The organism is Candidatus Tectomicrobia bacterium (assembly GCA_016192135.1).
Taxonomy (GTDB): Bacteria; UBA8248; UBA8248; order UBA8248; family UBA8248; genus 2-12-FULL-69-37.
On record JACPUR010000040.1, the window covers coordinates 35,706 to 60,106 of the forward strand.

The following is a 24,401-nucleotide window of genomic DNA, read 5'->3' on the forward strand; positions in this document are numbered from 1 at the left end:
AGATAGGTTAATCCGGTTCGTGCGCCGTGGCAGCTTCAGTTTGCACAGACGCGGAGATGTGTAAAGGGGGGGAGGAGTCCTGAATCGGCCGGTGAATCCGGGAATGCAACCCGGAACCAGGGCCGTCTGATAGTGTGGATGAGAGTATCCATAGAGCGCCGGGTCCGGAGAGGGCCATGCGAAAACGGGGGCGTCTTGTGGGCGTTTCGGCACGCCATCTTCCCGGCGGCGCGCTCATCCTCGCCGCCCTCGCCCTGGGACTCCTCCTCCCCGGCTGCGCCCGCCCCTACAACGGCTACTCCTATACCCCGAGCTACTCCTCCTCGAGCGAAGCCAAGAAGGAAGAACCTCCCAAAGAAGAAGAGAAGGAGAGAAAGCACCGCCACTACGGCTACCACTCCCACCGCCCCTCCGGCTCCTCGGGATGGCGGGGGGGCACCTCCTCCGGCAGCCATTCCTACCGCGGGGGACACGGACACTCATCCGGCGGGGGAGGCGGATACCGCGGCAAACGAAGCTGGCGATCGAAATAGCCACGGGACGGCCTGCCTGACCGGCGTCCGGAAATGCACAGGGGCGGGTTTGAAACCCGCCCCTACGGAAAACTCGCCTCACCACCGCGCGATGTCATCCTGAGCCCTTCGCTTCGCTCAGGACAGGCTTCGCGAAGGATCCCGGTTTCGACTTTTCACGGCCTAGATCGGGGTTCTTCGGCCCTCGCCACGCTCGGGGCCTCGGAATGACATCCTGTCCCCCTACTTCTTCTTCCCTTCCTTGATCTTGTAGAGCTTCATCACGTTGCCCGAGAGGATCTGCCCCTGGGCCTTCTTGGGGAGCTTCGAGAGGCCGGGGATGCCGGTGGCCTTGCCCAGGTTCCCCATGTCGAAGGGGTAGTCGGTGCCGTACATCACCCGGTCCAACCCCAGGGACTTGACCGCGAACTGGAGGCACTCGGGGTTGTGGATGATGGTGTCGTAGTAGAATTTCTTGATGTAGCGCTCGGGCGCCTTGGCGCCGTTCACCTTGGGCTCCTGCCGCTCCCCGTAGCCGTGCTGCCAGCGCCCGCGGATCCAGGGGGTGTAGCCGCCGCAGTGGGAGAGCAGGAACTTGAGCTTGGGGAAGCGGTCGAAGACACCCCCCCAGATGATGCAGGCGGCGGCGATGGTGGTGTCGAGCGGGTTCCCGATGAAATTGCGCAGGTAGTAGTCCTTGAGGCGGTCGTTCACCCCCATCACCTCGATCGGGTGGATGAAGACGGGCACGTCGAGGTCCACCACCGCCTGCCAGAACACGTCCAGCCCCTTGTCGTCGAGGTTCTTCCCGGCCACGTTCGAGCCGATCTGCACCCCGATGTGGCCGTTCTTGACCGCGCGCCTGAGCTCGGCCGCCGCCGCCGGGGGATCCTGCAAGGGCACCTGGGCCATGCAGAGGAACTTGTCCGGGTGCTGCTTCGTCAGCGCCACCAGGGCGTCGTTCAGGGCCGAGGAGATATCCTTGTTCAGCCCCGCGTCCTGGGCGTAGTAGGTCATCGGCGGGACGACGGAGAGGATCTGCTTGTCCACCCCCATCCGCTTCATGTCCTTGAGGCGCATCTCGACGTTCCAGGTCTCCTTGGGCAAGGGATTCGGGTGCACCCGCTCCTGCCCGAGCACGGTCGAGCGCGTCACCAGGAACTCCCACTTGTCGCCCGGCTGGATCGAGATGGCCCCGCCGAAGCGGCCCTGGCGGGCGTCCTCGATGAAGGACTGGGGAGCGATGTGGGCGTGGGGATCGATGATCACGGAATCTCTCCTTCAGAGGGGGATTGCCCCAGGGGGATTTTCGGCCTGCGCACGCGGTGCGGGCGGATTATGCCGGAGGGCGCGGGAAAGGGGAAGCGGGGACGGCCGCGGGGAAAGCAGCCCCCTTATTATCCAAGGGGGCTTGACCCCCCCTGCGGAAGAACCGCCGCGAAACCTGATCCGTAGGGGCGAGGCATGCCTCGCCCCTACACAAGCACTGCCATCTTCTGGCCCCCCTAGTACTCCTTGTCCACCACGATGGTGACGCCGGAGGTCCCGGCGGCGACGGGGTCCGGGGCCTGGCCCTCGAGGTCGCCCTTCTGGGGCGGGCCGGCGCTTCCGTCCGCGTCCACCCGGGCCACGAGCCGCACCCGGCCCTCGAACTTCACGCCGGGCATCATCACGTGTTCCTGCGAGATTTGGAACGCGAGGGGGAACTTGGGCTCCGGGATCCGCACCACGGCCAGGGGCGGGCCGCCCCCCTCGGGCCGGGCGATGAGGAAGAGGGCGCGCTTGCCCCCCGCCTTTCCCGCGAGGGCGGGGGCGAGGACGACGGTGCCCGAGATGGCTCCCCCGCCCGCCGGGGCCGCCGCCTCGGGCGGCTTCGGGGCCTGGGGCTGCGTTTGCGCCGGGGGCCGCGCTTGCGCCTGGGGAGGAGAAGGCGGGGCGGCGGGGGCCTGCCCCCGCGCCGGGGCCTCGGGCTTCTTCGCCGCTTCCTTGGGCGGCTCGGCCGAGCCCGCCTGGGCGATGACCACCTCCACGTCCCGGGCGCCGATGGGGGCCGGGCGGGCGCTCACCCCCTCGTAGCTCCCCCTGGCCAGGGGCGCCGCCCCATTCGCCCGGCGCAGGGGCCCGAGCTCGTAGTCGGTGAGGTTCTCGCCGAGGAGCCGCGCCCGCACCCGGACCTGCCCGGAGAATGCCCGCCCCGGCGCGAACACGTCGTCCGGGGTCATGACGAAGCGGAGGGGGAAGCTGGGCTCCACCAGCCGCTGGACGGCGAAGGGGGGGCCGCCTTGGGCGGGCTCCAGGTAGATGAAGAGCTGGCGCAGTTTCCGGGCCTCGGGCGGGAGCGAGGGCGCGAGATGGACGACGCCCGAGACGGACGCCTGGGGCTCCGAGCCGCAGCCCGCGGCCAGCATGGCCAGAAAAGCCCATCCCAGCGCCCGCCGTGCCAAGGGCGCGCTCAAGACCCCGTTCTTACGTTTTCCGAGCATTTTCATCCCATCGCGGCGGCGCCGGGGCGAAGCCTCTTCATTCCGGATAGGAGCGTGCCTGCCGCATGAACGCCTCCACCTCGCCCAGCCGGGGGAGAGCCGCCCTCCCCCCGAGCGCGCGGCAGCTCATGGCCGCGAGGGCGTTGGCGAAACGGAGGGTGCGCGGAAGCGGATGCCCCTGGAGGACCCCATATATGAGCCCCGCATGGAATACATCCCCCGCCCCGGTCGTGTCCACCGCCTCCACCTCGAAGGCGGGGGAGCGGTGGAAGCGCTCCCCGTCGAAGGCCAGCGCCCCGCTCTCCCCCAGGGTGGCGGCGGCCACCCGGGGGCCCAGGCGGCGGATGGCGCGCAGGGCCTCCTCCAGCGAGGCCTCGCCCGTGAAGGCTTGGGGAAAATCCTCCGACGCCACCAGGTAGTCGGTCATCCGCACGAGCGCCTCCGTGCCCGGCAGGGCGCGCTCGGCGTCGAAGGAAACGGGGATGCCCTCCTCCCTCGCCCACTCGGCCGCCCGCAGCTCGGCCTCGAGGTTGTGGCCGTCCACGTGGAGGAGCCGCGACGAGCGCACGATGTCCTCCCGCACATCCTCCGGCCGGAGCGCCACCTCCCGCCGCCAGAGAATCGTGCGTCCGCCCCGCTCGGCGGACGGGCCGCCGCGCTGGACGAGGATGACCGCGAACTGGCTCGCCCGCCCCGGCTGGAGGGCCACGCCCTCCACGTCCACCCCCTCCTCGCGGAGGCTCTGGAGGGAGAACCTCCCCTCCTCGTCGTCCCCCACCGCGCCGATGTAGGCCGTCCGCAGCCCGAGCCGGGCAAGGGCCGCCATGGCGGTGGCCGCCTGGCCGCCGCCCTGGCGCGAAACCTCCAGCAACGGCCCTTTGGTGTTGAATAGAGGGTGGCGCTCCACCACGCAGAGGAGATCGGCCGAGTTGAGGCCGATCCCCACCGCGTCGAAGCGCTTCCCGCGCACGCGAGGCTCAGGCGAATTCGAGGAAGCGCACCCCCTCGGGGTCCGCCGCCTGGAGCGCGGCCGCCTCCTCCGGGGTGGGCTCGGGGGTCTCGAAGACTTCCTCGCAGGGGCCGGGGTCGAAGCCGGTGGCCTCGCGGACCGTTTCGGGCGCGACGCCCGCGTGGCGGCTCTCGATGCGGAGGCGCCCCTCCTCCTTCCGGAAGATGCAGAGCGGCGTGATCACCCGGTCCACCTTTCCGGAAGCCGTCACCCAGGCGCAGCGCTCGGGGAAGCTCCGCGGGTCGTGGGCCGTGCGCCACAGGACGGTGCGCTTCGCCGTGGGCAGGATGCAGGCGCTCCCGGCGCCCCCCGGGAGTCGCACCTTGGGGCGCTTGGGGTCGCCGATGTAGGAGAGGTTGATGTCCCCCCGGCCGTCGATCTGGGCCCCGCCCAGGAAGGCCAGGTCGAGCGCCCCGCGCGCCGAGAGGTCGAAGATCTCGGTCAGGTTGAAGTGGGCGCGGGCGCCCTCCAGGAGCTGCACCCCCACCGTCGAGCCGGGGAGGCGCGCCGGCCGGGCGTCCACCCCGCCCGGGATGTTCAGGTAGATGAGGTTCGGGGCGTGGAGCCTCCGGGCGATCCCGACCGCCGTCATGGGCAGGGCGGAAGCCACCCCGTGGAAGACGAGCTCGCCGTCCCGGATCTGCCGGGCGAGGAAGACGGCCATCCGGTCGGCCGCCCGCCTCTTCTCGGGCGAGAGCTCCCGCCTCATGAAATTCTCCCGGCCGGCCGCGCCGCACCCGCCCCGCGGTCCGCCTCCTCCCACGCGGCGAGATGGGCGGCCAGGCCTTCCGGTGAGGCGGCTTCTTCCAGATACCGGCCCACCGCCTCCTCGTCCAGGTCGTAGAAGGGGGGACAGGCCCCGGGCCGCGCCCCGCCCGGCACATGGGCCACGGCATGAACCAGGAAGGCCGGAATCTGGGTGCGCTCGGGCCGCTCCTCGAAGAAGGAGGTTTCGACGATCCGCTCGGCGGTCAGGATCACCCCCTCGGCCGCCCGGCTCATGAGCACGTCCTCGAAGGTGCCCCCCTCGATGCGGGCGTTGCCCTCAGCGTCGGCCCAGGGCACATGCAGGACGGCCCAGCGCGGGCGGATGCGGGGGATCATGAAGACCTTTTCCCCGGTGTAGGGGTCGCGTGCCTCCCGGAAGCCGGTGAGGCCGGGCACGTCGCTCCCCTGGAGGCCCGCCACGGGCTGGCTGGGGATGCCGTAGGCCGAGGCCCTCAAGCCCGCGATGACGGTGTAGCAGGCGTGCTCCACGGCCCGCACCGCGCCCGTCTCCACCCCCCGGCGGTAGGCGGGGGCCAGGCCGAAGAGGTTCTCGAAGCCGACGTAGCCCGAGTGGACCTCCTCCGCCGCCCCGGCCGCGCAGAGGAGGTCGATGTCGTAGGCCCCGGCCGTCTTCACGAGCCGGAGGCCACGCCGCCCCTGCCGGGCGAGCTCCCGGGCGAAGGCCGAGGGGATGCGCGTCAGGGAGTTCCCGCCCAGGGCGATCATTTGGCCGTCCCCGGCGAGCCGGGCGGCCTCAGGCAGGGAGACGAGTTTTCCGGCCACGGAAGCTCCTTTTCGGACCCCGGCGAGCATCCGCCGGGCGACGGAAGGATTATCGCCCCAAGGGCTTTTTGCCTCAAGAACGGGCTTGGGAGCCGAAAAAATCAAAGAAATTGACATATCCGCCCGGATTCCCTAGTCTGCGCCTTGCGGGTCATGGGGGCCCGCTCCTCCGCCCCGAGAGACGCTCCGTCCCAGCCGCCGAGGCGCGAAAAGCCGCCTTTTTCGCCGTTTCGGCAAGGGGTTTTCGCCGTATGCAACCCCCGGAGAAGCGGGAGCCCGCGGCCCCCCCGCAGGCCCCCGGCGCCCCAGACGAGAGCACCTCACCGGCGCCCCGCCTGGACGTGATGAGCCTCGAGGAGATCGGGGCCGGCCGAGACATGACGGCCGGCTCGCCCGAGGGCTGGGATGTGGCGCCCGCCGAGGCGGCCGCCTCCGCTTCCCCCGGGCCGCCCGGGCCCGATTCTCCCGAGTTCGAACTCGACGACTCGCCGCGCCTCCCGGAGGGCGAGTCCTTCCGGGTCAAGCTCGACGGCTTCGAGGGCCCGCTGGAGCTCCTGCTCCACCTCGTGCGCGAGCACAAGCTCGACATCAACGACATCCCCATCGCCTTCATCACCGATCAGTACCTCAAGCACATCGAGCTGATGCGCAGGCTCAACATCAACATCGCCTCGGACTACCTGGTCATGGCCTCCTGGCTCGTCTACATCAAGAGCCGCACCCTGCTGCCCCAGCAGGAGGGCGACGCGCAGGAGGAGGACCCCGAGGTGCTGCGCCAGGAGCTCCAGCGCCAGCTCCTCGAGTACCAGCGGTTCAAGCGCCTCAGCCAGGCCTTCCGCCGGGCCGAGGAGGAGCAGTCGTGGGTGTTCGCGCGGGGCGGGAACGGCGACGGCATCATGCTCGACCCGGCCGACGCGGCGGAGGAGCCCCGGCTCCAGGTCACGATGTTCGACCTCATCAGCGCCATCCGGCACCTCATCGAGTCCATCGGGGAGGAGGGCGTCCACCTCGTCGAGATCGACGAGCTGGAGATGGCCGACCGCCAGACCTATCTCCTCGACGCCCTGGAGAAGGCGGGGCCGGAGGGCGTGGTCTTCCAGAAGCTCTTCGAGGGGGCGCGGGTGCTGGCCGTCGTGGTCACCTTCCTCGCCCTGCTCGAGCTGATCCGCAAGAACCTCGTCGTCGCGAGGCAATCCGCCAATTTCGCCGAAATCCGGCTCGCCAAGGCGGTGAAGGATGAATGAGCCCAACCGGGAAGCCGACATGAACGAGAACGATCGTTTGCAGGGCGAAGCGCAGAAAGGAGCGGCATTCGAATTGACGGCCGACGCGATCACCCCGCCCGAGGAGGCCCGCAAGGCCCTCGCCGAGCGGCAGATGGAGGCCATCGAGGAGCCTCCCCAGGCCTCCACCTTCGACCTCGCCGCGGCGGGAGCCGCTCCTTCCCGCGAGGGATCCGAAGGCGGGGACGAGGGAGAGGACGCCGAGGAGGGCACGCCCCTCATCGTCGAGGAGACCGAGGCCAAGCGCATCATCCTCACCCTGCTCTTCGTCGCGCACGAGCCGCTGCGCCCGCGCGACATCTCGATGATTTTCCGCGGCGTCGAGAACATCAACGCCAAGGTGGTGCGCAGGCTCGTGGCCGAGCTCATGGAGGAGCACCGCGACCATCCCCTCCAGATCGCCGAGGTGGCCGAGGGCTACCGCATGTGCACCCGGCCCGAGTTCGGCCCCTGGGTGCGGCGGCTCCTCAAGGCGGAGCGCAAGGCCAAGCTCTCCCAGGCGGCGCTCGAGACGCTGGCGATCATCGCCTACAAGCAGCCCATCACGAAGCCCGAGGTCGAGGAGATCCGCCGGGTGGACTGCGGGGGCGTGATGACCACCCTTCTGGAGCGCAACCTCGTCCGCATCCTGGGCCGCAAGGACGTGGTGGGCCGCCCCATCGTGTACGGCACCACGCCCCAGTTCCTCGAGTACTTCGGCTTCAAGAGCCTGGCCGACATGCCCAAGCCCGACGAATTCGAGGCGCTGGCCGGCCTCGGGCCCCAGGAGGAGGCGGACATCCTGCCCATCGGCGGCGAGGGCATGATCCCCATCCCCGAAACCGCCGGCGGCGCCTCCGCGCCCCCTGTCTCCGAGGTGCTGGACGGCCCGGCCGTGGCCGGGGCCGAGGAGGGCGAGGCGGAGGGCAACGGGCACGCGAACGGCCACACCAACGGGCACGCGAACGGGCATTCCAACGGCCACGCCCAGGGCGGGGCCGGGGAAGAGGAGGGCGCGGCGCCCTCGGAAGAGAGCGAGCGGCAGCCCTAGCCGTAGGGGCGGCCCCCCGTGGCCGCCCTTCTCAATGCAGGGCAGGCACGGGGGCCTGCCCCTACACCCACTGGTTTTCCACACCGCCGCGGGCTTTCCCCCGCGGCGGTTTTTTTGCTCAAATGGCCGAAACGAACGGGAGACCTCTCATGCGCTTCGGGGTCATGGCGGCGGGCGGGGTGGGCGCCTACTTCGGGGGGCTGCTCGCCCGCGCGGGAGAGGACGTGCGCTTCATCGCCCGGGGGGCTCACCTCGAGGCCATCCGGCGGGAGGGCCTGCGCGTCGAGGCGGTGGTGCCCGAGGGGGGCTTCGCGGTGAAGGCTCCCTTCGCCACGGACGACCCGGCCGGGGCGGGCGTCTGCGACGTCGTCCTCTTCTGCGTGAAGACCACCGCGAACGAGGCGGCCATCCCCGCCATCGCGCCCATGATGGGGCCCGATAGCGTGGTCATCAGCCTGCAGAACGGGGTGGACAACGAGGACCGGCTCGCCGCCCGCTACGGCCGGGAGCGCGTCATGGGGGGCGCCGCCTACATCTTCACCTCGGTGGCGGGGCCGGGCCTCATCCGCCAGATCGGGGGGCCGAGGCGCCTCGTCTTCGGGGAGCTGGGGGGCGGCGCGAGCCCGCGCGGGGAGCGCATCCTGGCCGTCTTGAAGAACGCGCAGGTCAACGCCGAGCTCTCGGCCGACATCGAGGCCGAGCTCTGGACCAAGTTCATCTTCATCTGCGGGGTGAGCGGGATGACCGCCCTCACCCGCTCGCCGCTCGGCGAGATCATGGCCTACGAGGGCACCCGGTGGATGATGCGCGGGGTGATGCGCGAGGTCTGCGAGGTGGGCCGGGCGCGCGGGGTGCGGCTCCCCCAGGGGGCGGACGAGGACCGCTTCCGCTTCCTCGGCGAGCAGAACCCGGCGAGCAAGGGGAGCCTCTGCCACGACCTGGAGGCCGGGCGGCGGCTGGAGATCGACGCCCTGTGCGGGGCGCTCTCCCGCCTGGGGCGCGAGGCGGGCGTCGCCACACCCCTCAACGATTTCATCTACCACACCCTGAAGCTCGCGGATTTGCAGATCGCGGGCGAGGTGAAACTCAAGGCGTAGCCGGAGCCGCCTTTTCTTCTTTTTCTTCTTTCGCCCACCCCTCGATGAAGGCGTCCGCCTCGCGCAGGTAGCGGGCGAGCTGGCGCGCGACGTTCGTCATGACCTTGGCTCGCAGGAAGGGCGACGGCGCACCGAGAACCTCGGCGCTCGCGGCCAGCAGGACCGTCTTCTTCATCGCCCAGGCGCTCCCGCTCCGGGGGGCCACCTCCAACAGCGCCATCTCCCCGAACGCGTCCCCCGGCCCCAGGCGCACCTCGTGCTTGTGAGCGCCGCCCGGCACGACCGACACCTGGCCCGAGACGACGATGTACATGCAGCCGCCCGGCTCCCCGCGCTGGAAAATGAGAGACCCCTCGTCGAAGGACTCCATGCGGCACAGCCGCAGGAACTCTCTCACTTCGCTCTCCTGCATGGAGGAGAAAAAGGCGCATGTTTTTTGGAGCTTGACCAGGACGTACTGAAGGCGCTCCGGGAGCGCCCGCCTGAAGACCACCTTCTGGACGCCCGCCCCCCCGCTCCCGGCCATCGGCCAGCCTTCCCTCATGGGGAGCACAGCAAGCCCTCTCCCTCCCGCCGCACGGAGCCTCGCGCGCCCGGCGGATGCTGTAAAATGCCCTGCGCATGTAACGCCGGATGGGGCGGTCTTAATTCCTCCCCGGGCCGCGGTGCGGGAAAATACGATCCCCCTGCCGTGAAAAAACGATCTCAACTTGAGAGGCGGCCATGCCCCGCCACTGGCTCATGAAGACCGAGCCCGAGGTCTTCTCCTTCGACGACCTCCTCGCCAAGCCCGGGAAGACCGACCGCTGGGAGGGGGTGCGCAACTACCTCGCGCGCAACCACATGAGGGCGATGAAGAAGGGCGACCGGGTGCTCTTCTACCACTCGAACGCCGGCCCCCCGCACGTCGCGGGGCTGGCCGAGGTGGTCCGCGAGGCCTACCCCGACCCCACCGCCTTCGACCGGAAGTCCAGGTATTACGATCCCAAGTCCAGCCCCGGGAACCCGCGCTGGTTCATGGTGGACGTCCGCGCCCTCTCCAAGCTCCCCCGCCCCGTGGCCCTCCCCGAGATGAAGGCCAATCCCAGGCTCAAGGACATGCCCGTCGTCCGGCCCTTCCAGCGCCTCTCCGTCCAGCCCGTCACGAAGGAGGAGTTCGAGGAGGTGGTGAGGATGGGGAAGGGGAAGGGCTAAAACGGCCAAGCTCTCGGTTGTCATGCTAAGCGAAGCATCTTCGTCAGCGGCCACTCGGCTAGATTCCTCGCGGAGTTTACCCTGAGCGCAAGCGCAGGGCTCGGAATGACACCCAAACCGTTCCGCTACTTTTCTCCGAGCACATCCCCCTCCTCGAACAGCATCAGGTACGGCTCGCCGAACTGGCGGGGGCTCCCGAGGTCCCAGTCCTCGGCGCTGTCCCAGGGCTTGAGGCGCACCCCCCAGTCCCCGCCAAAGACCAGGTGGACGACCGCCCCGCCCGAGTCCGAGACGGGGGCGTAGAGGGCCGGGCAGGGGGTGCCGCCCCCCGCGCTGCTCCAGCCGGTGACGCGGTAGAGGCCGGGGGGCCGGCCGGGCTCGGCCAGGCGCACCCGGGAGACCTCCACGGGCGCCGCCAGGGCCTCGTAGGCCATGGCGGGCATGCGGGGGCAGTTCTCGTTCTCGTCCACCTCGAGGGTGAGGGTTTCGGCCATGCCCGGATTCTCGCGCATCCGGGGGGCCGGTGAAACTCCCGCATCGGGCGCAAGGCCGGCACCAAAAGCCGACAAAAAAGTAGGGGCGTTCAATTGAACGCCCCTACTTGAGTGCACCGCCGGTGACGAAGGAGGAACATGACGAGGCCGCGAGGAGGAAGAAGGACTAAAACATTCGGAGCTCTTTGGTTGTCATGCTGAGCGAAGCATCTTCGTCAGCGGCTACACACGCAGATTCCTCGCGGAGTTTACCCTGAGCGCAAGCGCAGGGCTCGGAATGACAATGACCTTGGTGTCCTCCCAAAACGCAGGGGCGTTCGATGGAACGCCCCTGCGAAACCTTCAGCCTCAATGACGCTTCAAAAAATTCTTCGCGCTTCCTATGTGTTCTTCCGGATGACCGGCCGGCGCGCCTGGGGGCTGCGGAAGCGCAGCGCACCGCCGCTGGGCGCGGCGGGGGGCACGGGGCGCTCGGGGACGTGGGCCAGCGGGGGGTCGGGCACCCGGCTGAGGTGGGGCTCCGGCGCGCGGGGGCGGGGAGCGGGCGCTTCGAGATCCCGGAGGCGGGAGTGGACCTCGGGCTCTCTCTTTTGGGACGGCGGGACGGCGGGAGGCTCCGGGAAGTCGAAGACCGCCCGGGCGCGCGCCGCATCCCGGCCGTCTTCCTCCTCGAGGAGCAGGAAGAGGTCCTCGAGGCGGGTGTCGAGGCGGTGGAGGGTTTCCTCCATCCGGCCCAGCCCGAGGTACCAGCGCAGGAAAGGACGCATGAGGATCAGGGCGGCCGCCGCCCCGAGGGCGGCGAAGAGGAGCAAGACGGCTTCGGGGGCGAACTGGAGGAGGAAGGCGCGGTCCATCTCCATTCCCTTCGGGCCCGGAGGCGGAGCGGCGGCCTCTCCCCGCCCGGGGCCGGGCAGTCCCCGGGCGCGCACCTTCACTATACGCTCGGGGATGGGGCCGGGGGCTAGCGGGTGTTTACCCGAATTTCGCCATGCCGGCTTCCCGGAGGATGCGCCGGCCGGACTCGGCGAGCTCTTCCATCCTTTGCGCGAGGCCGGGGGCGAGGAGCCGCCCGCCGCGCTTGCGGAACTCGCCGGCCACGAGGACGGTGTCCACGTTCCCGGGGTTCGCGTGGAAGACCACGGCCTCGACGGAGTCGTGGACGGGGGAGAGGTTCAGGTCCTTCCGGATGAGGATGATGTCGGCCTGCTTGCCCGGGGTGAGGGAGCCGGTGCGGTGCCCCAGCCCGAGGGCGCGGGCGCCCTCGATGGTGGCCCATTCAATCGCCCGCCGGCAGCTCACCACCACCCGCTCCGGGGCCTGGCCCTGGCGCAGGAGCCAGCCGTTCGCCGTGGACCGCCAGAACTGGAGCCCCACCCGCATCGGGGTGAACATCTCGCCGGCGACGTTGGATTCGATGTCCACCCCCAGGGAAGGGGCGCCGCCCGCGACCACGAACCGCCCGCAGATCGGGTCGCCGTGCCCCATCTGCATCTCCACCTCGGGGCAGGCAGTGAGGGTGGTCCCGGACTCGGCGATGAGGTGAAGTTCATCGTCGGTGAACTGGTTGCCGTGCACGATGTTGAAGTGGGGGCCGAGGAGGCCGTCCCGGTGAAGCCGCGGAATGGCGTCCGGGCACTCGCGGACGAGGCGGCCGCCGATGTGGGCGCTCGCCACCAGGCCGTGCTCGTAGGCGAGGCGGATGTCCTTCGCCGCCACCTCGTAAGGGGTCTGGTCGGGGCCCCGCAGGGCCATGCCGAGGGTGACGCGCGCGCCGTCGTCGCGGAGGCGGTCCCGGAGGCGGCGCACCTCCTCCGCCGGATGGGGGATGTCCGCGGGGCTCGCGCTCCCCGTCTTGTCCCACCGCGCCGTGCCGTGGCCGAAGACGGCGCGGACGCCCGAGTCGAAGTGGGCGTCGATGGCGCGGTCGGAGTGCCCGGGTGTGGGGTTGTTGTGGCACCAGTCGAAGAGGGAGGTGATGCCGGAGTCCAGGTGGTTCCAGCCGCCCACGAGGTTGGCGAGGTAGATGTCCTCGGCGGTGAAGTGGCGCGCGAGGTTCAGGTGCATGGTGCGGTAGTAGTCGGCGAGGGTCCAGTCCCCGGCCACCCCGCGCAGGCCCGTCTGCCAGAGGTGGACGTGGGCGTCCACGAACCCGGGCAGGACGATCATCCCGGAGGCGTCCACCGGCTCGGCGCCGGAGGCGTCCACCACCTGGCCCACGGCGGCGATCCGGTCGCCGTCGACGAGGACGCTCCCGCCCCGGATGTCTCCCAGGGCGGGATCCATGGTGATCAGGTCGCCGCCGCGGATGAGGACCCTGGCCATGAATCTTCTCTCCTTCCCATCCGCCCGCGCTTTCGGCTGTTCCCCCTCCCTCCGGGAGGTCGGGCCCGCATGGGCCCGAGGGGGGAGGGAGATCCCGGCTCCGCCCCCTCCTCAGCCCTCCCCCGGAGGGGGAGGGTGAAATGCTCACCCGCCCGCGGGCGGGGCGAAGTTCCGCAGGGACGCCTCGTCGAACTCGATCCCCAGCCCCGGCCTGTCCGGGAGGACGAAGAAACCGTCCTTCACGGGCATGGGCTCCTTCAGGATGGGCTCCCACCAGGGCATGTGCTCGCACCAGACGGCGTGCGGGCAGGCGCTCATGAGGTGGGCCGAAACCTCGTGGAAGAGGTGCGGGGTGATCGGCTTGCCGAACTTCTCCGCCAGCCGTGCCGAGCGGAGCCAGCCCGTCACCCCCGCGCAGCGCTCCAGGTCCGCCATCAGCACGTCCGCGCCCCCGGCCTCCAGGATGCGCGCCAGGCCTCCCGGGCCGTAGTTCGTCTCCCCGGCGCAGATGTCGGTGGCGCTCTCCCCGGCGAGGGCGGCCATGGCGGGTATGTCCTCGTGGTCGACGGGCTCCTCGATCCAGACGAGGCGCTCCGCCTCGAGCTCCCGGCAGGCGCGGCGGGCATGCTCAAGGCCCCAGCCCTGGTTGGCGTCCACCATGAGCGGGAAGTCCTCTCCTATGGCTTCGCGCACCGCGCGCACCCGGCCGAGGTCCTCCTCCAGGGAGGGCTTGCCGAGGCGCAGCTTCATGGCCCGGAAGCCGCGCCCCTTGAGGGAGGCCGCCTCCCGCTGGAGCTCGTCGCGGGAGGCGTTGAGCCACAGGCCCTCGCTCGCGTAGCAGGGGATCTCCCGCCGGGCGCCCCCGAGGAGCCTCCACAGCGGCTGGCCCGCGGCCTGGGCGGCGATGTCCCAGCAGGCGGTGTCGAGCGCCCCGATGGCCATGGCGCTGAGGCCCTCGCGGCCGACGAAGCTCGCCGAGCGGCGCATGGCCTCCCAGTTGGCCTCGGCGTCGCGCGGATCCTTGCCGGCGATGACCCCGAAGAGGTCCCGCACCATGGCCATGAGGGCCCGCGCCCGCTCGGGGCCGAAGGCGAAGCACCAGCCGATGCCCTTCAGGCCCTCCCGGGTGCGGACGGTGACGGCGCAGGTGTCCACGGCGGGGAGCCGGAAGGTCGAAACCTCGAGCGGCCGGGGCAGCGGCACCCGCACGTGGGCCGGGGTGGCCATCAGGAGGGTGAGGGACGAAGCGGCCATGCTCGGGCACTCCCTGGCCGGAAGCCGGAAAGAACGATAAGGGAAAGGGCTCCGCACAGATTACCCCCTCCCGGGGGGAATGGCTATAATCCCTTTTGCGAACAAATGTGCCGCGCCCTTCTCCATTCCAGCGGGTAGCCCATGTCCGAAATCCGTCTCCAGAAGATCATCTCCCAGGCCGGGGTCGCCTCCCGCCGGGAGGCCGAGCGCCTCATCTCGGAGGGCCGGGTGACGGTGAACGGGCGCGCGGTCACCGAGCTGGGGGCGAAGGCGGACCCGGGCGCGGACGCCGTCAAGGTGGACGGCAAGCTCATCACCCGCCGCGAGCCCCCCGCCTACTTCGTGATGAACAAGCCCCGCAACGTCCTCACCACCATGCGGGACGAGGAGGAGAAGGGCCGGCCCACGGTGGCGGACCTGCTGCCTCCGGGCGGGCGGCGCGTCTTCCCGGTCGGCAGGCTGGACTTCGACGCCGAGGGGGCGATCCTCTTCACGAACGACGGGGAACTCGCCCACCGCCTCACCCACCCGAGCTTTCAGGTGCCCCGCGTCTACGAGGTCAAGGTGAAGGGCGCGCCGGACGCCAAGGCGCTGGCCCGCATGGGCCGGCGCGGCGCCAGCCGCCCCCCCCGGGGCTCCGGCGCCGGGCCCGAGCCCGCCGGGGTGCGGCTCCTGCCCAGCAAGACCGAGAGCAACGCCTGGCTCCGCATCGAGCTGCGGGAGGGCCGGCATCACCACATCAAGAAGATGTGCGAGGAGGCGGGCCACCCGGTCCTCAAGCTCACGCGCCGTTCCTTCGCGGGGGTGAAGATACTGGGGCTGGCCCCGGGCGCGGTCCGGCCCCTGACCGAGGCGGAGGTGGCCCGCCTGAAGGCCCTGATCGGGCTCGGAAGGCCCGCGCCCTCCCCCGCCCCGCGCTCCCGCGAGGGATGGGCCCTGCCCAAGTCCCGCCGCCCGGCCCGCGCCAGGGGCGCGGAGGCCGCCAAGGGCCGCGGAGATTCCAAGCCCTCCGGCAAAGGACGGCCCAGGAGCAAGGGGCGGCGCCGGGCGCCATGAGACGCCCGGCCCTGCTCCTCGCGGCCCTGCTGGCTGCCCTTCCGGTCTTCCCCGGGGCGGCCCCGGGGAGCACCGCCCCCCCCGAGGGGGTGGCGCGCTTCGAGGTGGAGGGGGAGGCCCTCATCCTCCGGGGCAACCAGGCCGCCGCCCAGGAGCGGGCCGTCGAGAACGCCCTGCGGCGGGCGGTGCTGCGCGCCGTGCGCCAGGCGGTCGGGGAAGAGGGCCTCGCCCGCTACCGCCGCCAGATCGAGGGCTCGATCCTCGCCACCGGCCGGGATTTCATCCGCAGCTACCGAATCCTCCACATGGGGACCGACGCCGGGGGCACGAGCGTCCAGGCGCGCCTGGAGGCGTTGGTGGACTGGCCGGGCCTCGACGAGGCGCTGCGCGCCCTGCGCCTGGCCCGCCCGGCCGGAAGGGAGCAGCGCGTGCTCTTCCTGGTCGAGGAGCGCGTCCTGGGCCAGGACGGCGTCCAGGCGGCGGAGGGGGTTCCCGGCATCGCCGAGGAGCGCCTGACGCTCCCCTTCCAGGAGGCGGGCTATTCCGTCCTGCGCCCGCCCGCCCAGGGCGAAACCTTCCCGCCCTCCCAGGTGGCCGCGGCCCTCCGGGGGGAGATGGGAGCGGCCCGCCTCCTCGGCGGCCTGTGCGGCTGCCGCCTGGTGGTGACGGCCCGGGCCGTCTCGGAGCGCGAGCGGAACGGAGCGCTGGTGGCCCTCGCCAACGGGCGCATCATCCGGGTCGAGGACGGCGCCGTCATCGCCATCCGCTCCTACCAGGTGCGCCTGCCGCCCGGCCGGGCCCGCAGCCACGAGGCCGCCCTCGCGGCGGCGGCGGGCCAGCTCGCGACCCAGCTCCTCGCGGAGGCGCGGCGGGCCGTGCCGCCTCCGCCGCCCGCGGCCAAGGCAAACCCATGAGGGAAGCTGTGCTATGATCACGGCTCCGGCGGAAGGACCGGCTTCGCCGAGGGGGAGACCGTGCGCCTGAGTGTATCGTTGCCTCCATCGCTCACGCTGGCGACGAAGATCACCCTCGGCCGGGTGCTGCTCGTCCCCCTCTTCGCCATCTCGCTGGCCTACCACCGGCACGGGTGGGCGCTCTTCCTGTTCCTCCTGGCCAGCCTGGCCGACACGGTGGACGGCCACCTCGCCCGCCGCCGGGGCGAGATGACCTCGCTGGGGGCCCTGCTGGACCCGATCGCCGACAAGCTGCTGATGGTGACGGCCTACGTCCTGCTGGGCGTCTCCGGGGAGGTCCCCGCCTGGCTGGCCGTCCTGGTGGTGTCCCGGGACGTGCTCCTGTGCCTGGGATGCATGGTGCTCTTCATGACCTCGGGCTTCGCCGCGCCGGCCCCGTCCTACCTGGGGAAGACGACCACCGCCCTTCAGATGCTGGCCATCCTCGCCGCCCTCGCGGCGAGCGCCGCCGGAGCGGGCGGGGGGGCGTGGCTCGCCGCCCTGTTCGCGCTGACGGGGGCCCTCACGGCGGCTTCGGGGATTCACTACTTGTTCTTCGTGGGAGCGCGGAACGCCGCCCCGCCGGAAGGGAACCGCTAGGACCCGCCGCGCCGGGACGCCCTGAGGATCGCGCCTTGAACGGGACGCACGGAAACGAGACCTCCGTCCTCCTGACCTGGAAGCGGATCTGGCTCATCCTCATCCTGATCGGCGTCATCTGGATGCTGATGAACGCGCGGGCCGCGCTGACCCCCCTGATCATCTCCTTCATCCTGGCCTACATCCTGCACCCACTGGTGGACATCCTGGAGCGCCGGCGGATTCCGCGGACGGCGGCCGTCCTCATCCTGCTGCTGGCGGTGGCGCTCGTCATCTTCGTCCTCTGGGTCAGCATCGCGCCGCTGGTGGAACGGCAGTTCTCAGCCTTCGCCCAGCGCATGCCGGGTTACATCAAGGTGGCGGAGAGCTGGGTGGAGCGCATGGTGCAGCGCTTCCAGCTCGTCCCCGCGGAGGACGTCCGCCGGTTCATCACCCAGAACCTCTCCTCCCTGGGCCGGCTGCCCCTGGAGGCGCTCCAGGCGGGCGGGAACTTCCTCCTCCAGACGACGCGCGGCATCGTGTCGCTCGTCCTGGGCGCCGCCTACCTGGCGCTCATCCCGGTGATGACGTTCTACCTCCTCCGGGACATGAACAAGCTCTCCGGGATGCTCTTCACCTACATCCATCCCGCCTTCCAGCCCGAGGTCCGGAAGCGGCTCGACCGGCTGGACGAGCTGCTCGGCTCCTTCATCAAGGGACAGCTCACGGTGGGGGTCATCCTCTCCGTTCTCTACGTCGCCGGCTTCTATCTCGTGGGCCTCCCCCTCTGGCTGGTGCTGGGACTGATAACGGGCATCGTCTCGATGTTCCCCTACGTCGAATGGATCGTGGCCCTTCCCCTGGCCATAGGCCTCGCCGCGCTCGCCTACCAGGATTGGCTCCATCCCCTGGCGGTACTGGCGGTCTTCGGCGTCGTCTCGCCGGTCGGCGGGATGTTCATCGTCCCCCGCGTGGTGGGGGACCGGGTGGGCCTGCACCCGGTGGTGGTGATCGCCTCGATCATGATCGGCGGCGAGCTGATGGGCTTCATGGGCATCCTGCTCGCCGTGCCCCTGGCCGCGGCCATCAAGGTGGGCCTCGAGGCCGTCTACGACTACTACATCGCGGACACGAAGCAGGCCGCCCCCTGACCCGGCGGCCGCGGAGAAGCGCATGGGCCTCCTCGGCGTGAAAGCCATCGCCTTCGACGTCTTCGGCACCGTGGTGGACTGGCGCTCGAGCCTCATCCGCGAGGGGGAGGCGATGGGCCGGGCGAAGGGCATCTCCGCCGACTGGGCGGCCTTCGCCGGCGCCTGGCAGGCCGGCAAGGATCCCGCCATCGAGCGCATCCGGCTGGGGGCGGCCCCCTGGTCCACGCTGGACGCCATCCACCGCGCGAGGCTCGACCTCCTCCTCGGCCAGTTCGGGATCTCCGGGCTCGAAGAGGAGGAGAAGGACCAGTTCAACCGCGCCTGGCACCGCCTCGCGCCCTGGCCGGACTCGGTGCCCGGCCTCCAGCGCCTCAAGCGGCACTACGCGGTCACGACCCTCTCGAACGGGAACTTCTCGGCGCTGGTGAACATGGCCAGGCACGCGGGCCTGCCCTGGGACTGCGTCATCGCGGTCGACCTCTTCGGCTGCTACAAGCCCGCCCCGGAGGTGTACCTGGGGGCGGCGGACCTCCTGGGGCTCGCCCCCGGCGAGGTGATGCTGGCGGCGGCCCACAACTACGACCTGCGCGCCGCGCACGCCAACGGCCTCCGGACGGGCTACATCCGGCGGCCCCTCGAGTTCGGCCCCGGCCAGAAGACGGACCTCGAGCCCGATCAGACGTGGGACGTCATGGCGGAGAGCATCGAGGAACTGGCGGAGAAAATGGGAGCGTAGCCCCTACGACGCCCCGAGGTGGGCGTTCGACTCGCGGAGCTTCTCGGACATTTCCTGCGCGACCCCCAGCAGCACCTTGTAAGCGAGGTTGGGCGTCTTCTCGCTCATGACCGACGCGGAGATGGCGAACAGCCGCACCGGCTCCGCCGCGGCCGCCGAGGCCGTGCGGGGGATCCGCTCGAGCAGCGACATCTCGCCAAAAACGTGCCCGGGGCCCAGGCGGGCCACCTCGCGATCCTGGATGGTGATGGACACCTCCCCCGAGATCACCAGGTAGAAATCCTTGGCGCTTTCTCCCTGCCGGAAGATGGACTGGCCCTTCTCGAACGCCACTTGCTTGCACAGCCGGAGGAAGGCGGCGATCTCCTCTCCGGTCATTTCGGAAAAAAAGTGATAGTTCATTTGGAGCTTCTGGACGAGGTGGCGCTGGACGTCCGTCAGTTCGTGGGGCTGCATGTCCCAATGCCCGGGAACGCCCATGCCCATCCAACCCTCCGCCGAAACGCTAACTCGGCACCTCCACCCCCCGGTCCACCGCCCGCGCCATCAGGAACAGGAGGTCCGAGAGCCGGTTGAGGTAGATGAGGAGGTCCGGGTTCTCGAGGTAGCCCTCGTCCCGCAGGCGCACCGCCCAGCGCTCGGCGCGGCGGAGGATGGTGAGGCCCAGGTCCAGCGCGGCCCCGCCCGCGGATTCCCCCGAGATGTACCAGTCCGTGAGCTTGATCGCCTCCTCGTAGCGGGCGATCTCGGCCTCCGCCCAGGCCACGAGGGCGGGCCCCACCCGCTCCTTCAGGCGGGGCGCCTTGCCCCGCTGGGTGGCGAGCTCGCTGCTGGCCACAAAAAGGTCCTTCTGGATCTTGAGGATGGCGGGCTTGAGCCACTCGGGGGCGAGGGCGCGCCCGAGGCCGAGCGCCGCCTGGGCCTCGTAGACGGCGCCGTAGGCCTCGACCTGGGGGTGGTACTTGGGGACGCGGTCGGCGAACCAGAGGTCGGTGTTGCCGTCGTCGCCGCGCTTGGTGACGAGGGACATGGGCGGGTTCCTCCTGGGCGGCCCCCGCGGGCGCCGGAGCGCCTACAGCCGCCGGATGATGTCGGCGGTGGCCTCCTTGGTGGTGGCCGTGCCGCCGAGGTCCCGGGTGCGGTTGCCCTGGGCCAGGTGGCCGCGCACGGCCCGCTCGAGGCGCCGGGCGGCGCGCTCCTCGCCGAGGTAGTCCAGCATCAGCCCGGCCGAGAGGACGGCCGCGACGGGGTTGGCGATGCCCTTCCCCATGATGTCGGGGGCGGAGCCGTGGACGGGCTCGAACATGCCGGGGGCGGTGCGGGCGGGGTTGGTGTTGGCGCTGGCGGCGACGCCCAGGCCCCCCACGATGGCCGCGCCCAGGTCGGTGAGGATGTCGGCGAAGAGGTTGGTCGAGACCACCACGTCGAAGCGGCCGGGGCGGCGGACGAACTCCAGCGCGGCGGCGTCCACGAGGTACTTGGCGGTCTTCACCTTCTTGTAGCGCGGGCGCGCGGCCACCTCGGCGAACACCTCGTCCCAGAGCACCAGGGTGTGGCCCTGGGCGTTGGACTTGGTGACGTTGGTGACGTGCTTCCCGCGCTTGAGGGAGGCCTCGAAGGCGGCGGCGATGATGCGCTCGCAGCCCCGCCGGGTGAACAGCGCCACCTGGGCGGCCACCTCCCCGGGGAAGCCCTGGTAGTGGCGGCCGCCGATGGGGCTGTACTCGCCCTCGGTGTTCTCGCGGAAGAAGAGCATGTCGATGTCGCCCGGGCCGCAGCCCTTGAGGGGGGACTCGAGCCCCTCGTAGAGGACGATGGGCCGGGCGTTGATGTAGAGGTCGAAACCCCGGCGGATGGGCAGGAGGAGCTGGTTCAGGGTGATGTGGTCGGGGATGTCGGGCCGGCCCACGGCGCCGAGCAGGATGGCGTCGAAGGGGCGGAGGCGCTCGAGATAGTCCTCCGGGCACATGCGGCCCTTGGCGTGGTAGTAGTCGCTCCCCCACGGGAAGGACGCGAAGCCGAACGAGAGCCCCCGCTCGCTCCGGGCGAGCGAGCGCAGGACGCGCACCGCCTCGCCCACGACCTCGGGCCCGATTCCGTCTCCGGGTACCAGCGCGATCCGATGCTTGGCCATGCCACCTCCGAGGATGCCCGCCGGGGGGCGGGGATCAGAAACCCTGCGACACCAGGTACTCCACCGGATTGTAGTCGTCGGTGAGGACGGGCCCGTAGGCGCCCGGCAGGGGAGGCGCCACCCGCGAGCCCGCGATGAAGGCGAGCTGCGGATCGGCCTCGAGCCGGCCCATGAGGGAGAGGAAGCGGCCTTCCTCCCGGTCGCGGAAGGCGAAGAAGAGCACGTTCTGCGCCGCGCCGGGCAGGGCCGGATCGGTGCTGAACACCCAGACGTCCGGGAAGACCGAGGCGAGGGTGCGGTAGACCGATGCGTAGAGCACCCCGCCGGGGCCGGAGCGGTGGGCGATGAGATTCATCAGGAAGGCGCCGCCCGGCGCCAGCTTGCCCCGCACCTCCTCGAAGAACTCCCGGGTCACCAGATGGGGCGGGATGTTCCTGAGCCCCCGGTAGGCGTCTCCCACGATGAAGTCCCATTGGCCGCCGGTCTCGCGCAGCACGCGCCGGCCGTCCCCCGGGAGGACGCGGACCTTGGGATAACGGTCCAGGTGGAAGAACCTGCGCCCCGCCTGGATCACGTCGGGGTCGAGCTCGGCCACGGTGATGTCGACTGCGGGGCGCGAGAGATGGAGGGCCTTGGGCATGGTGAACCCCCCGCCCCCCAGGAAGAAGGCGCTCCGCATCTCCGGCAGCGCGACCCTCCCCAGGGCGAGGAACCGGGAATAGCGGAAGTGCAGGGCGCGGTCGTCGCCCGCCACCATCGCGGCCTCCGGCTGGGAGTCGAGGTAGAGCTCGAACACCTGGCGCCCGCCGTCCTCCCAGTTCTGGATGCGGATGGTGTGGTACATGTTCTCCTGGAAGTGGATGGTCTGCGGCAGCCTGCCGGGCGGCCGCCCCGCCCAGGCGGCTCCGGCCGCGAGGCAGACGGCGGCCAGCAGGGCGGCTCCCTGCACCGCCTTGAGGCCCGGGCCGGCGCCGTGCCCGCGGGTCAGCCAGAGCCCGGCCCCTCCCGCCAGGGCCAGGGCCACCGAAGTCGCCAGAAAGATCGAGTTCAGCCCAAAGGCCGGGATGAAGAAGAAGCCGGTGGCGAAGGTGCCCGCGATGCTCCCCACCGTGGACCAGGTGAAGAGATCCCCCGTCACCGTGCCGATGAGGCGCTCGTCGCTCGCCTTGAGCTTGACGGCGTAGGGGGTGAGGATGGCCAGGATGAAGCTCGGGGCCACGAAGAGGAGGATGCCCGCGAAGATGGGGCCCGAGCGCAGGCTCAGCCCCCGCTCGAGGACGGGCATGAGGACCGCCCGCAGGAAGGGCACCAGCGCCACCAGGGCCGCGCCGATGATCATGAGGAGGAAGAACATGCGGAACGAGGGGGCGCGGTCGGCCAGGCGCCCCCCGGCCGAGTAGCCCAGGCTCAGGGCGGCGAGGATGATGCCGATCATGCTCGTCCAGGTGAAGAGCGTGTTGCCGAAATGGGGGGCCAGCACCCGGCCCGCCGCGATCTCAAGAATGAGGATGGAGCCTCCCGAGAGGAACACGCAGATGTAGAGATACCATGTTTCCCATCCGGCCGCCGCGTCCTCGCGGGCCGCGGCGGGCGCTCGCCTGGCCATTCGGACCTCCCCGGGTAAGAGACGCCCCTCACTCTAGGTCAGCGCAACCGGGGGGGCAACCGCCGCGGCGCGGCGGGCGGGTTTCGTTGACCCCCTCCCGGCCATCTCCTATACTCACCCCAATTCAAGACCCAAGAGACGGGTCCGCGCCGGAATCGGTTCCGGGAGGACCCACGCCTTATGAGGGGCGGCCGCCACGCGGAGGCCCCGGGAAATCCTGTCATGGAGGGAATCATGCGACGGATCTTTTTCTCCATAGCCGTATGCGCCGTACTCGTGTCGGCCCTGGGCGCCCCGCCCCGCGCCGGAGCCGCCAAGAAGGGGGGGACGCTCCGCATCGCCATGGAGGGAAACATCCCCCACATGGACGGGACCGTGGTGCTCGGCCTGCCGATCAAGTTCTACCGCGAGATCTCAGGCTCGAGCCTCGTCATGGTCAACGAGAAGTACGAGATCGTGGGCGACCTGGCCCACAAGTGGGAGTTCTCGGACGAAGGGCGGGTTATCACCTTCCATCTGAGGCCCGGGGCGAAGTTCCACGACGGCACCCCGCTCGACGCCGAGGCCGTGAAGTGGAACTTCGACCTCATCAACGGCCGGCTCGAGACGGACTGGATGAAGGAGGAGAAGAAGAAGAACCCCAAGTTCAAGTTCAACTCGAGCTATAACCTCTATCTTTACCAGGTGAAGAAGGTGGAGGTGGTGGACAAGCACACCGTGCGGCTCCACCAGCAGGACCTGGGCAAGGGCATGACGCTCCCCGCCCTCGCCGGCTACTTCACCCGCATAACCTTCGTTTCGCCCACGGCCTACAACCGCGACTACGACAAGTTCAAGCGGCTGCCGGTCTACAGCGGGCCCTTCAAGATCACCGAGTACAAACACAACCAGCTCGTGGTGATGGAGCGGTTCAAGGACTATTACATCAAGGATCGCCCCCATCTCGACCGCATCGAGATCTACTACATGCCGGACGCCAACCAGCGCCTGAACGCCCTGCGCGCCGGCCAGATCGACATGATCTTCAGCGTGCCCCTCTCCCTGGTGGCCACCCTCGAGAAGACCCCCGGCGTGAAGCTCCACACCGGCCGGACGGCGACCACCATGGGGATCCCCATCAACAACCAGCGCGGCCCCTTCAAGGACGTCCGCGTGCGCAAGGCGCTCGGCTGCCACGGCATCGACCGCGCCCTCATCGTGCGCACCGCCCTCCGCGGGCTGTCTGAGCCGTGGGCCTCCTTCTCCGGCCCGGGCGCCCGGGACGCCATCGACCTGACGGCGGAGTGCCGCTTCGACCCGGCGAAGGTCAAGTCCCTCCTCGCCGAGGCGGGCTACGGCCCCCAGAAACCCTTCAAGTTCCAGATGCCCATCATCAACTCCGACCCCACCTACGCCGAGATCGCCCAGATCATGAAGACCACCTACGGACAGATGGGGATCCAGATGGACATCCAGGTCCTCGATCGGGCCACGTGGGTGAACCTCTTCGTCCTGCGGCGGGTGGCCGACATGACCATCCAGGACACTTTGCCCACCTTCGACTTCAACTCGGCCAGCCACACCTTCTACTCCAAGACCTTCCTCGACTACTACATGATGAAGGACCCGAAGGTGGACGCCATGGTCGAGGAATGGCGCTCCACCATCGATCCGAAGAAGCAGATCGAGATCAGCCACCGCCTCCAGCGCTACATCGTGGATCAGGGCTACTACCCCTCGGTGGCGGGCTCCCCCTTCATCCAGGCGACCCGGGACTACGTGAAGGACTTCGCCTTCCGCAACAAGATCATCTTCACCCTCAGGGACACCTGGCTGGACAAATAGGAAGGCCTACGGCATCACGCCCCCACCCCCTTGGCAAGGGGGGTGGGGGCGTGAATTTTCCCCGCGATGGCCCCGCCGGCCGCGCCCCGCGCCCGCCTGGATTTTTCGGCTCCGATCCCGCATAAATCCCGGA

25 protein-coding genes are annotated in these 24,401 nt (G+C 70.3%); 11 read left to right on the plus strand and 14 right to left on the minus strand.

The genetic code is table 11. The annotated features are described in order from the left end of the window. Nucleotides 1-176 precede the first annotated feature (176 nt). The gene (locus tag HYZ11_16975; GenBank protein MBI3129304.1) at nt 177-533 is read left to right on the plus strand and encodes a hypothetical protein; all 357 of its coding nucleotides are present in this window, start codon (nt 177-179) and stop codon (nt 531-533) included. Nucleotides 534-755: 222 nt separating this feature from the next. On the opposite strand, the gene HYZ11_16980 is transcribed toward HYZ11_16975, so the two are convergent. The 5 genes from HYZ11_16980 to HYZ11_17000 all read right to left on the minus strand — a co-directional run bounded on the left by HYZ11_16980 (nt 756) and on the right by HYZ11_17000 (nt 5,585). Then, nucleotides 756-1,781 (minus strand): amidohydrolase, encoded by a 1,026-nt coding sequence (locus HYZ11_16980; GenBank protein ID MBI3129305.1) that lies wholly within the window; start codon nt 1,779-1,781, stop codon nt 756-758. Between the two features lie 236 nt (nt 1,782-2,017). Beyond that, the gene (locus HYZ11_16985; protein ID MBI3129306.1) at nt 2,018-2,968 is read right to left on the minus strand and encodes a hypothetical protein; all 951 of its coding nucleotides are present in this window, start codon (nt 2,966-2,968) and stop codon (nt 2,018-2,020) included. Between the two features lie 64 nt (nt 2,969-3,032). Further along, nucleotides 3,033-3,965 (minus strand): ribokinase, encoded by a 933-nt coding sequence (locus tag HYZ11_16990; protein MBI3129307.1) that lies wholly within the window; start codon nt 3,963-3,965, stop codon nt 3,033-3,035. A gap of 7 nt (nt 3,966-3,972) precedes the next feature. Further along, nucleotides 3,973-4,668, minus strand: coding sequence for a CoA-transferase (locus HYZ11_16995; protein MBI3129308.1), 696 nt, complete (start codon nt 4,666-4,668; stop codon nt 3,973-3,975). Nucleotides 4,669-4,709: 41 nt separating this feature from the next. Continuing rightward, nucleotides 4,710-5,585, minus strand: a complete 876-nt coding sequence (locus HYZ11_17000; protein MBI3129309.1) for a CoA transferase subunit A — start codon at nt 5,583-5,585, stop codon at nt 4,710-4,712. A gap of 221 nt (nt 5,586-5,806) precedes the next feature. Here HYZ11_17000 and HYZ11_17005 point away from each other — a divergent pair, with 221 nt between their 5' ends. The 3 genes from HYZ11_17005 (at nt 5,807) to HYZ11_17015 (ending at nt 8,965) form a co-directional block, all read left to right on the plus strand. Further along, nucleotides 5,807-6,799: a segregation/condensation protein A gene (locus HYZ11_17005; GenBank protein MBI3129310.1), complete on the plus strand. Its 993-nt coding sequence runs from the start codon at nt 5,807-5,809 to the stop codon at nt 6,797-6,799. 133 nt (nt 6,800-6,932) lie between these two features. Beyond that, on the plus strand, nt 6,933-7,868 hold the full coding sequence (scpB, locus tag HYZ11_17010; GenBank protein MBI3129311.1) for an SMC-Scp complex subunit ScpB: 936 nt from the start codon (nt 6,933-6,935) through the stop codon (nt 7,866-7,868). Between the two features lie 149 nt (nt 7,869-8,017). After that, the gene (locus HYZ11_17015) at nt 8,018-8,965 is read left to right on the plus strand and encodes a 2-dehydropantoate 2-reductase (GenBank protein MBI3129312.1); all 948 of its coding nucleotides are present in this window, start codon (nt 8,018-8,020) and stop codon (nt 8,963-8,965) included. On the opposite strand, the gene HYZ11_17020 is transcribed toward HYZ11_17015, so the two are convergent. After that, nucleotides 8,955-9,491, minus strand: coding sequence for a cyclic nucleotide-binding domain-containing protein (locus tag HYZ11_17020; GenBank protein ID MBI3129313.1), 537 nt, complete (start codon nt 9,489-9,491; stop codon nt 8,955-8,957). The genes HYZ11_17015 and HYZ11_17020 overlap by 11 nt on opposite strands. A gap of 197 nt (nt 9,492-9,688) precedes the next feature. On the opposite strand from HYZ11_17020, the gene HYZ11_17025 reads away from it, so the two are divergent. Further along, nucleotides 9,689-10,159 carry an EVE domain-containing protein gene (locus HYZ11_17025; protein ID MBI3129314.1) on the plus strand — a complete coding sequence of 157 codons (471 nt, stop codon included), beginning with the start codon at nt 9,689-9,691 and terminating at the stop codon, nt 10,157-10,159. A 125-nt stretch (nt 10,160-10,284) separates the two neighbouring features. Here the strand turns inward: HYZ11_17025 and HYZ11_17030 are convergent, their stop codons facing one another. The 4 genes from HYZ11_17030 to HYZ11_17045 form a co-directional block, all read right to left on the minus strand. Beyond that, on the minus strand, nt 10,285-10,653 hold the full coding sequence (locus HYZ11_17030) for a hypothetical protein (GenBank protein ID MBI3129315.1): 369 nt from the start codon (nt 10,651-10,653) through the stop codon (nt 10,285-10,287). A gap of 380 nt (nt 10,654-11,033) precedes the next feature. Beyond that, nucleotides 11,034-11,507, minus strand: coding sequence for a hypothetical protein (locus HYZ11_17035; GenBank protein ID MBI3129316.1), 474 nt, complete (start codon nt 11,505-11,507; stop codon nt 11,034-11,036). A gap of 118 nt (nt 11,508-11,625) precedes the next feature. Further along, nucleotides 11,626-12,975 (minus strand): amidohydrolase family protein, encoded by a 1,350-nt coding sequence (locus HYZ11_17040; GenBank protein MBI3129317.1) that lies wholly within the window; start codon nt 12,973-12,975, stop codon nt 11,626-11,628. Between the two features lie 144 nt (nt 12,976-13,119). Next, nucleotides 13,120-14,229, minus strand: a complete 1,110-nt coding sequence (locus HYZ11_17045; protein ID MBI3129318.1) for a mandelate racemase/muconate lactonizing enzyme family protein — start codon at nt 14,227-14,229, stop codon at nt 13,120-13,122. A 141-nt stretch (nt 14,230-14,370) separates the two neighbouring features. On the opposite strand from HYZ11_17045, the gene HYZ11_17050 reads away from it, so the two are divergent. The 5 genes from HYZ11_17050 to HYZ11_17070 all read left to right on the plus strand — a co-directional run bounded on the left by HYZ11_17050 (nt 14,371) and on the right by HYZ11_17070 (nt 18,704). Continuing rightward, nucleotides 14,371-15,285 carry an rRNA pseudouridine synthase gene (locus HYZ11_17050; protein ID MBI3129319.1) on the plus strand — a complete coding sequence of 305 codons (915 nt, stop codon included), beginning with the start codon at nt 14,371-14,373 and terminating at the stop codon, nt 15,283-15,285. Continuing rightward, nucleotides 15,282-16,199, plus strand: coding sequence for a hypothetical protein (locus tag HYZ11_17055; protein ID MBI3129320.1), 918 nt, complete (start codon nt 15,282-15,284; stop codon nt 16,197-16,199). The genes HYZ11_17050 and HYZ11_17055 overlap by 4 nt, the downstream gene beginning before the upstream one ends. Before the next feature lie 78 nt (nt 16,200-16,277). Beyond that, a complete protein-coding gene (locus HYZ11_17060) occupies nt 16,278-16,838 on the plus strand; it encodes a CDP-alcohol phosphatidyltransferase family protein (protein ID MBI3129321.1) in 561 nt (186 codons plus the stop codon). Between the two features lie 35 nt (nt 16,839-16,873). Continuing rightward, the gene (locus tag HYZ11_17065) at nt 16,874-17,968 is read left to right on the plus strand and encodes an AI-2E family transporter (protein ID MBI3129322.1); all 1,095 of its coding nucleotides are present in this window, start codon (nt 16,874-16,876) and stop codon (nt 17,966-17,968) included. Between the two features lie 22 nt (nt 17,969-17,990). Continuing rightward, complete coding sequence (locus HYZ11_17070; GenBank protein MBI3129323.1) at nt 17,991-18,704, plus strand: haloacid dehalogenase type II; 714 nt, start codon at nt 17,991-17,993, stop codon at nt 18,702-18,704. Between the two features lie 3 nt (nt 18,705-18,707). Here HYZ11_17070 and HYZ11_17075 read toward each other — a convergent pair whose 3' ends face one another. The 4 genes from HYZ11_17075 to HYZ11_17090 are packed head-to-tail and all read right to left on the minus strand — an operon-like array spanning nt 18,708 to nt 22,444. After that, nucleotides 18,708-19,190, minus strand: a complete 483-nt coding sequence (locus HYZ11_17075; GenBank protein MBI3129324.1) for a cyclic nucleotide-binding domain-containing protein — start codon at nt 19,188-19,190, stop codon at nt 18,708-18,710. 19 nt (nt 19,191-19,209) lie between these two features. Beyond that, a complete protein-coding gene (locus HYZ11_17080) occupies nt 19,210-19,734 on the minus strand; it encodes a cob(I)yrinic acid a,c-diamide adenosyltransferase (protein ID MBI3129325.1) in 525 nt (174 codons plus the stop codon). Nucleotides 19,735-19,776: 42 nt separating this feature from the next. Further along, nucleotides 19,777-20,838, minus strand: coding sequence for a tartrate dehydrogenase (locus HYZ11_17085; GenBank protein ID MBI3129326.1), 1,062 nt, complete (start codon nt 20,836-20,838; stop codon nt 19,777-19,779). 34 nt (nt 20,839-20,872) lie between these two features. Continuing rightward, nucleotides 20,873-22,444 carry a fused MFS/spermidine synthase gene (locus tag HYZ11_17090; protein ID MBI3129327.1) on the minus strand — a complete coding sequence of 524 codons (1,572 nt, stop codon included), beginning with the start codon at nt 22,442-22,444 and terminating at the stop codon, nt 20,873-20,875. 234 nt (nt 22,445-22,678) lie between these two features. On the opposite strand from HYZ11_17090, the gene HYZ11_17095 reads away from it, so the two are divergent. After that, on the plus strand, nt 22,679-24,268 hold the full coding sequence (locus HYZ11_17095; protein ID MBI3129328.1) for an ABC transporter substrate-binding protein: 1,590 nt from the start codon (nt 22,679-22,681) through the stop codon (nt 24,266-24,268). Nucleotides 24,269-24,401: the final 133 nt, after the last annotated feature.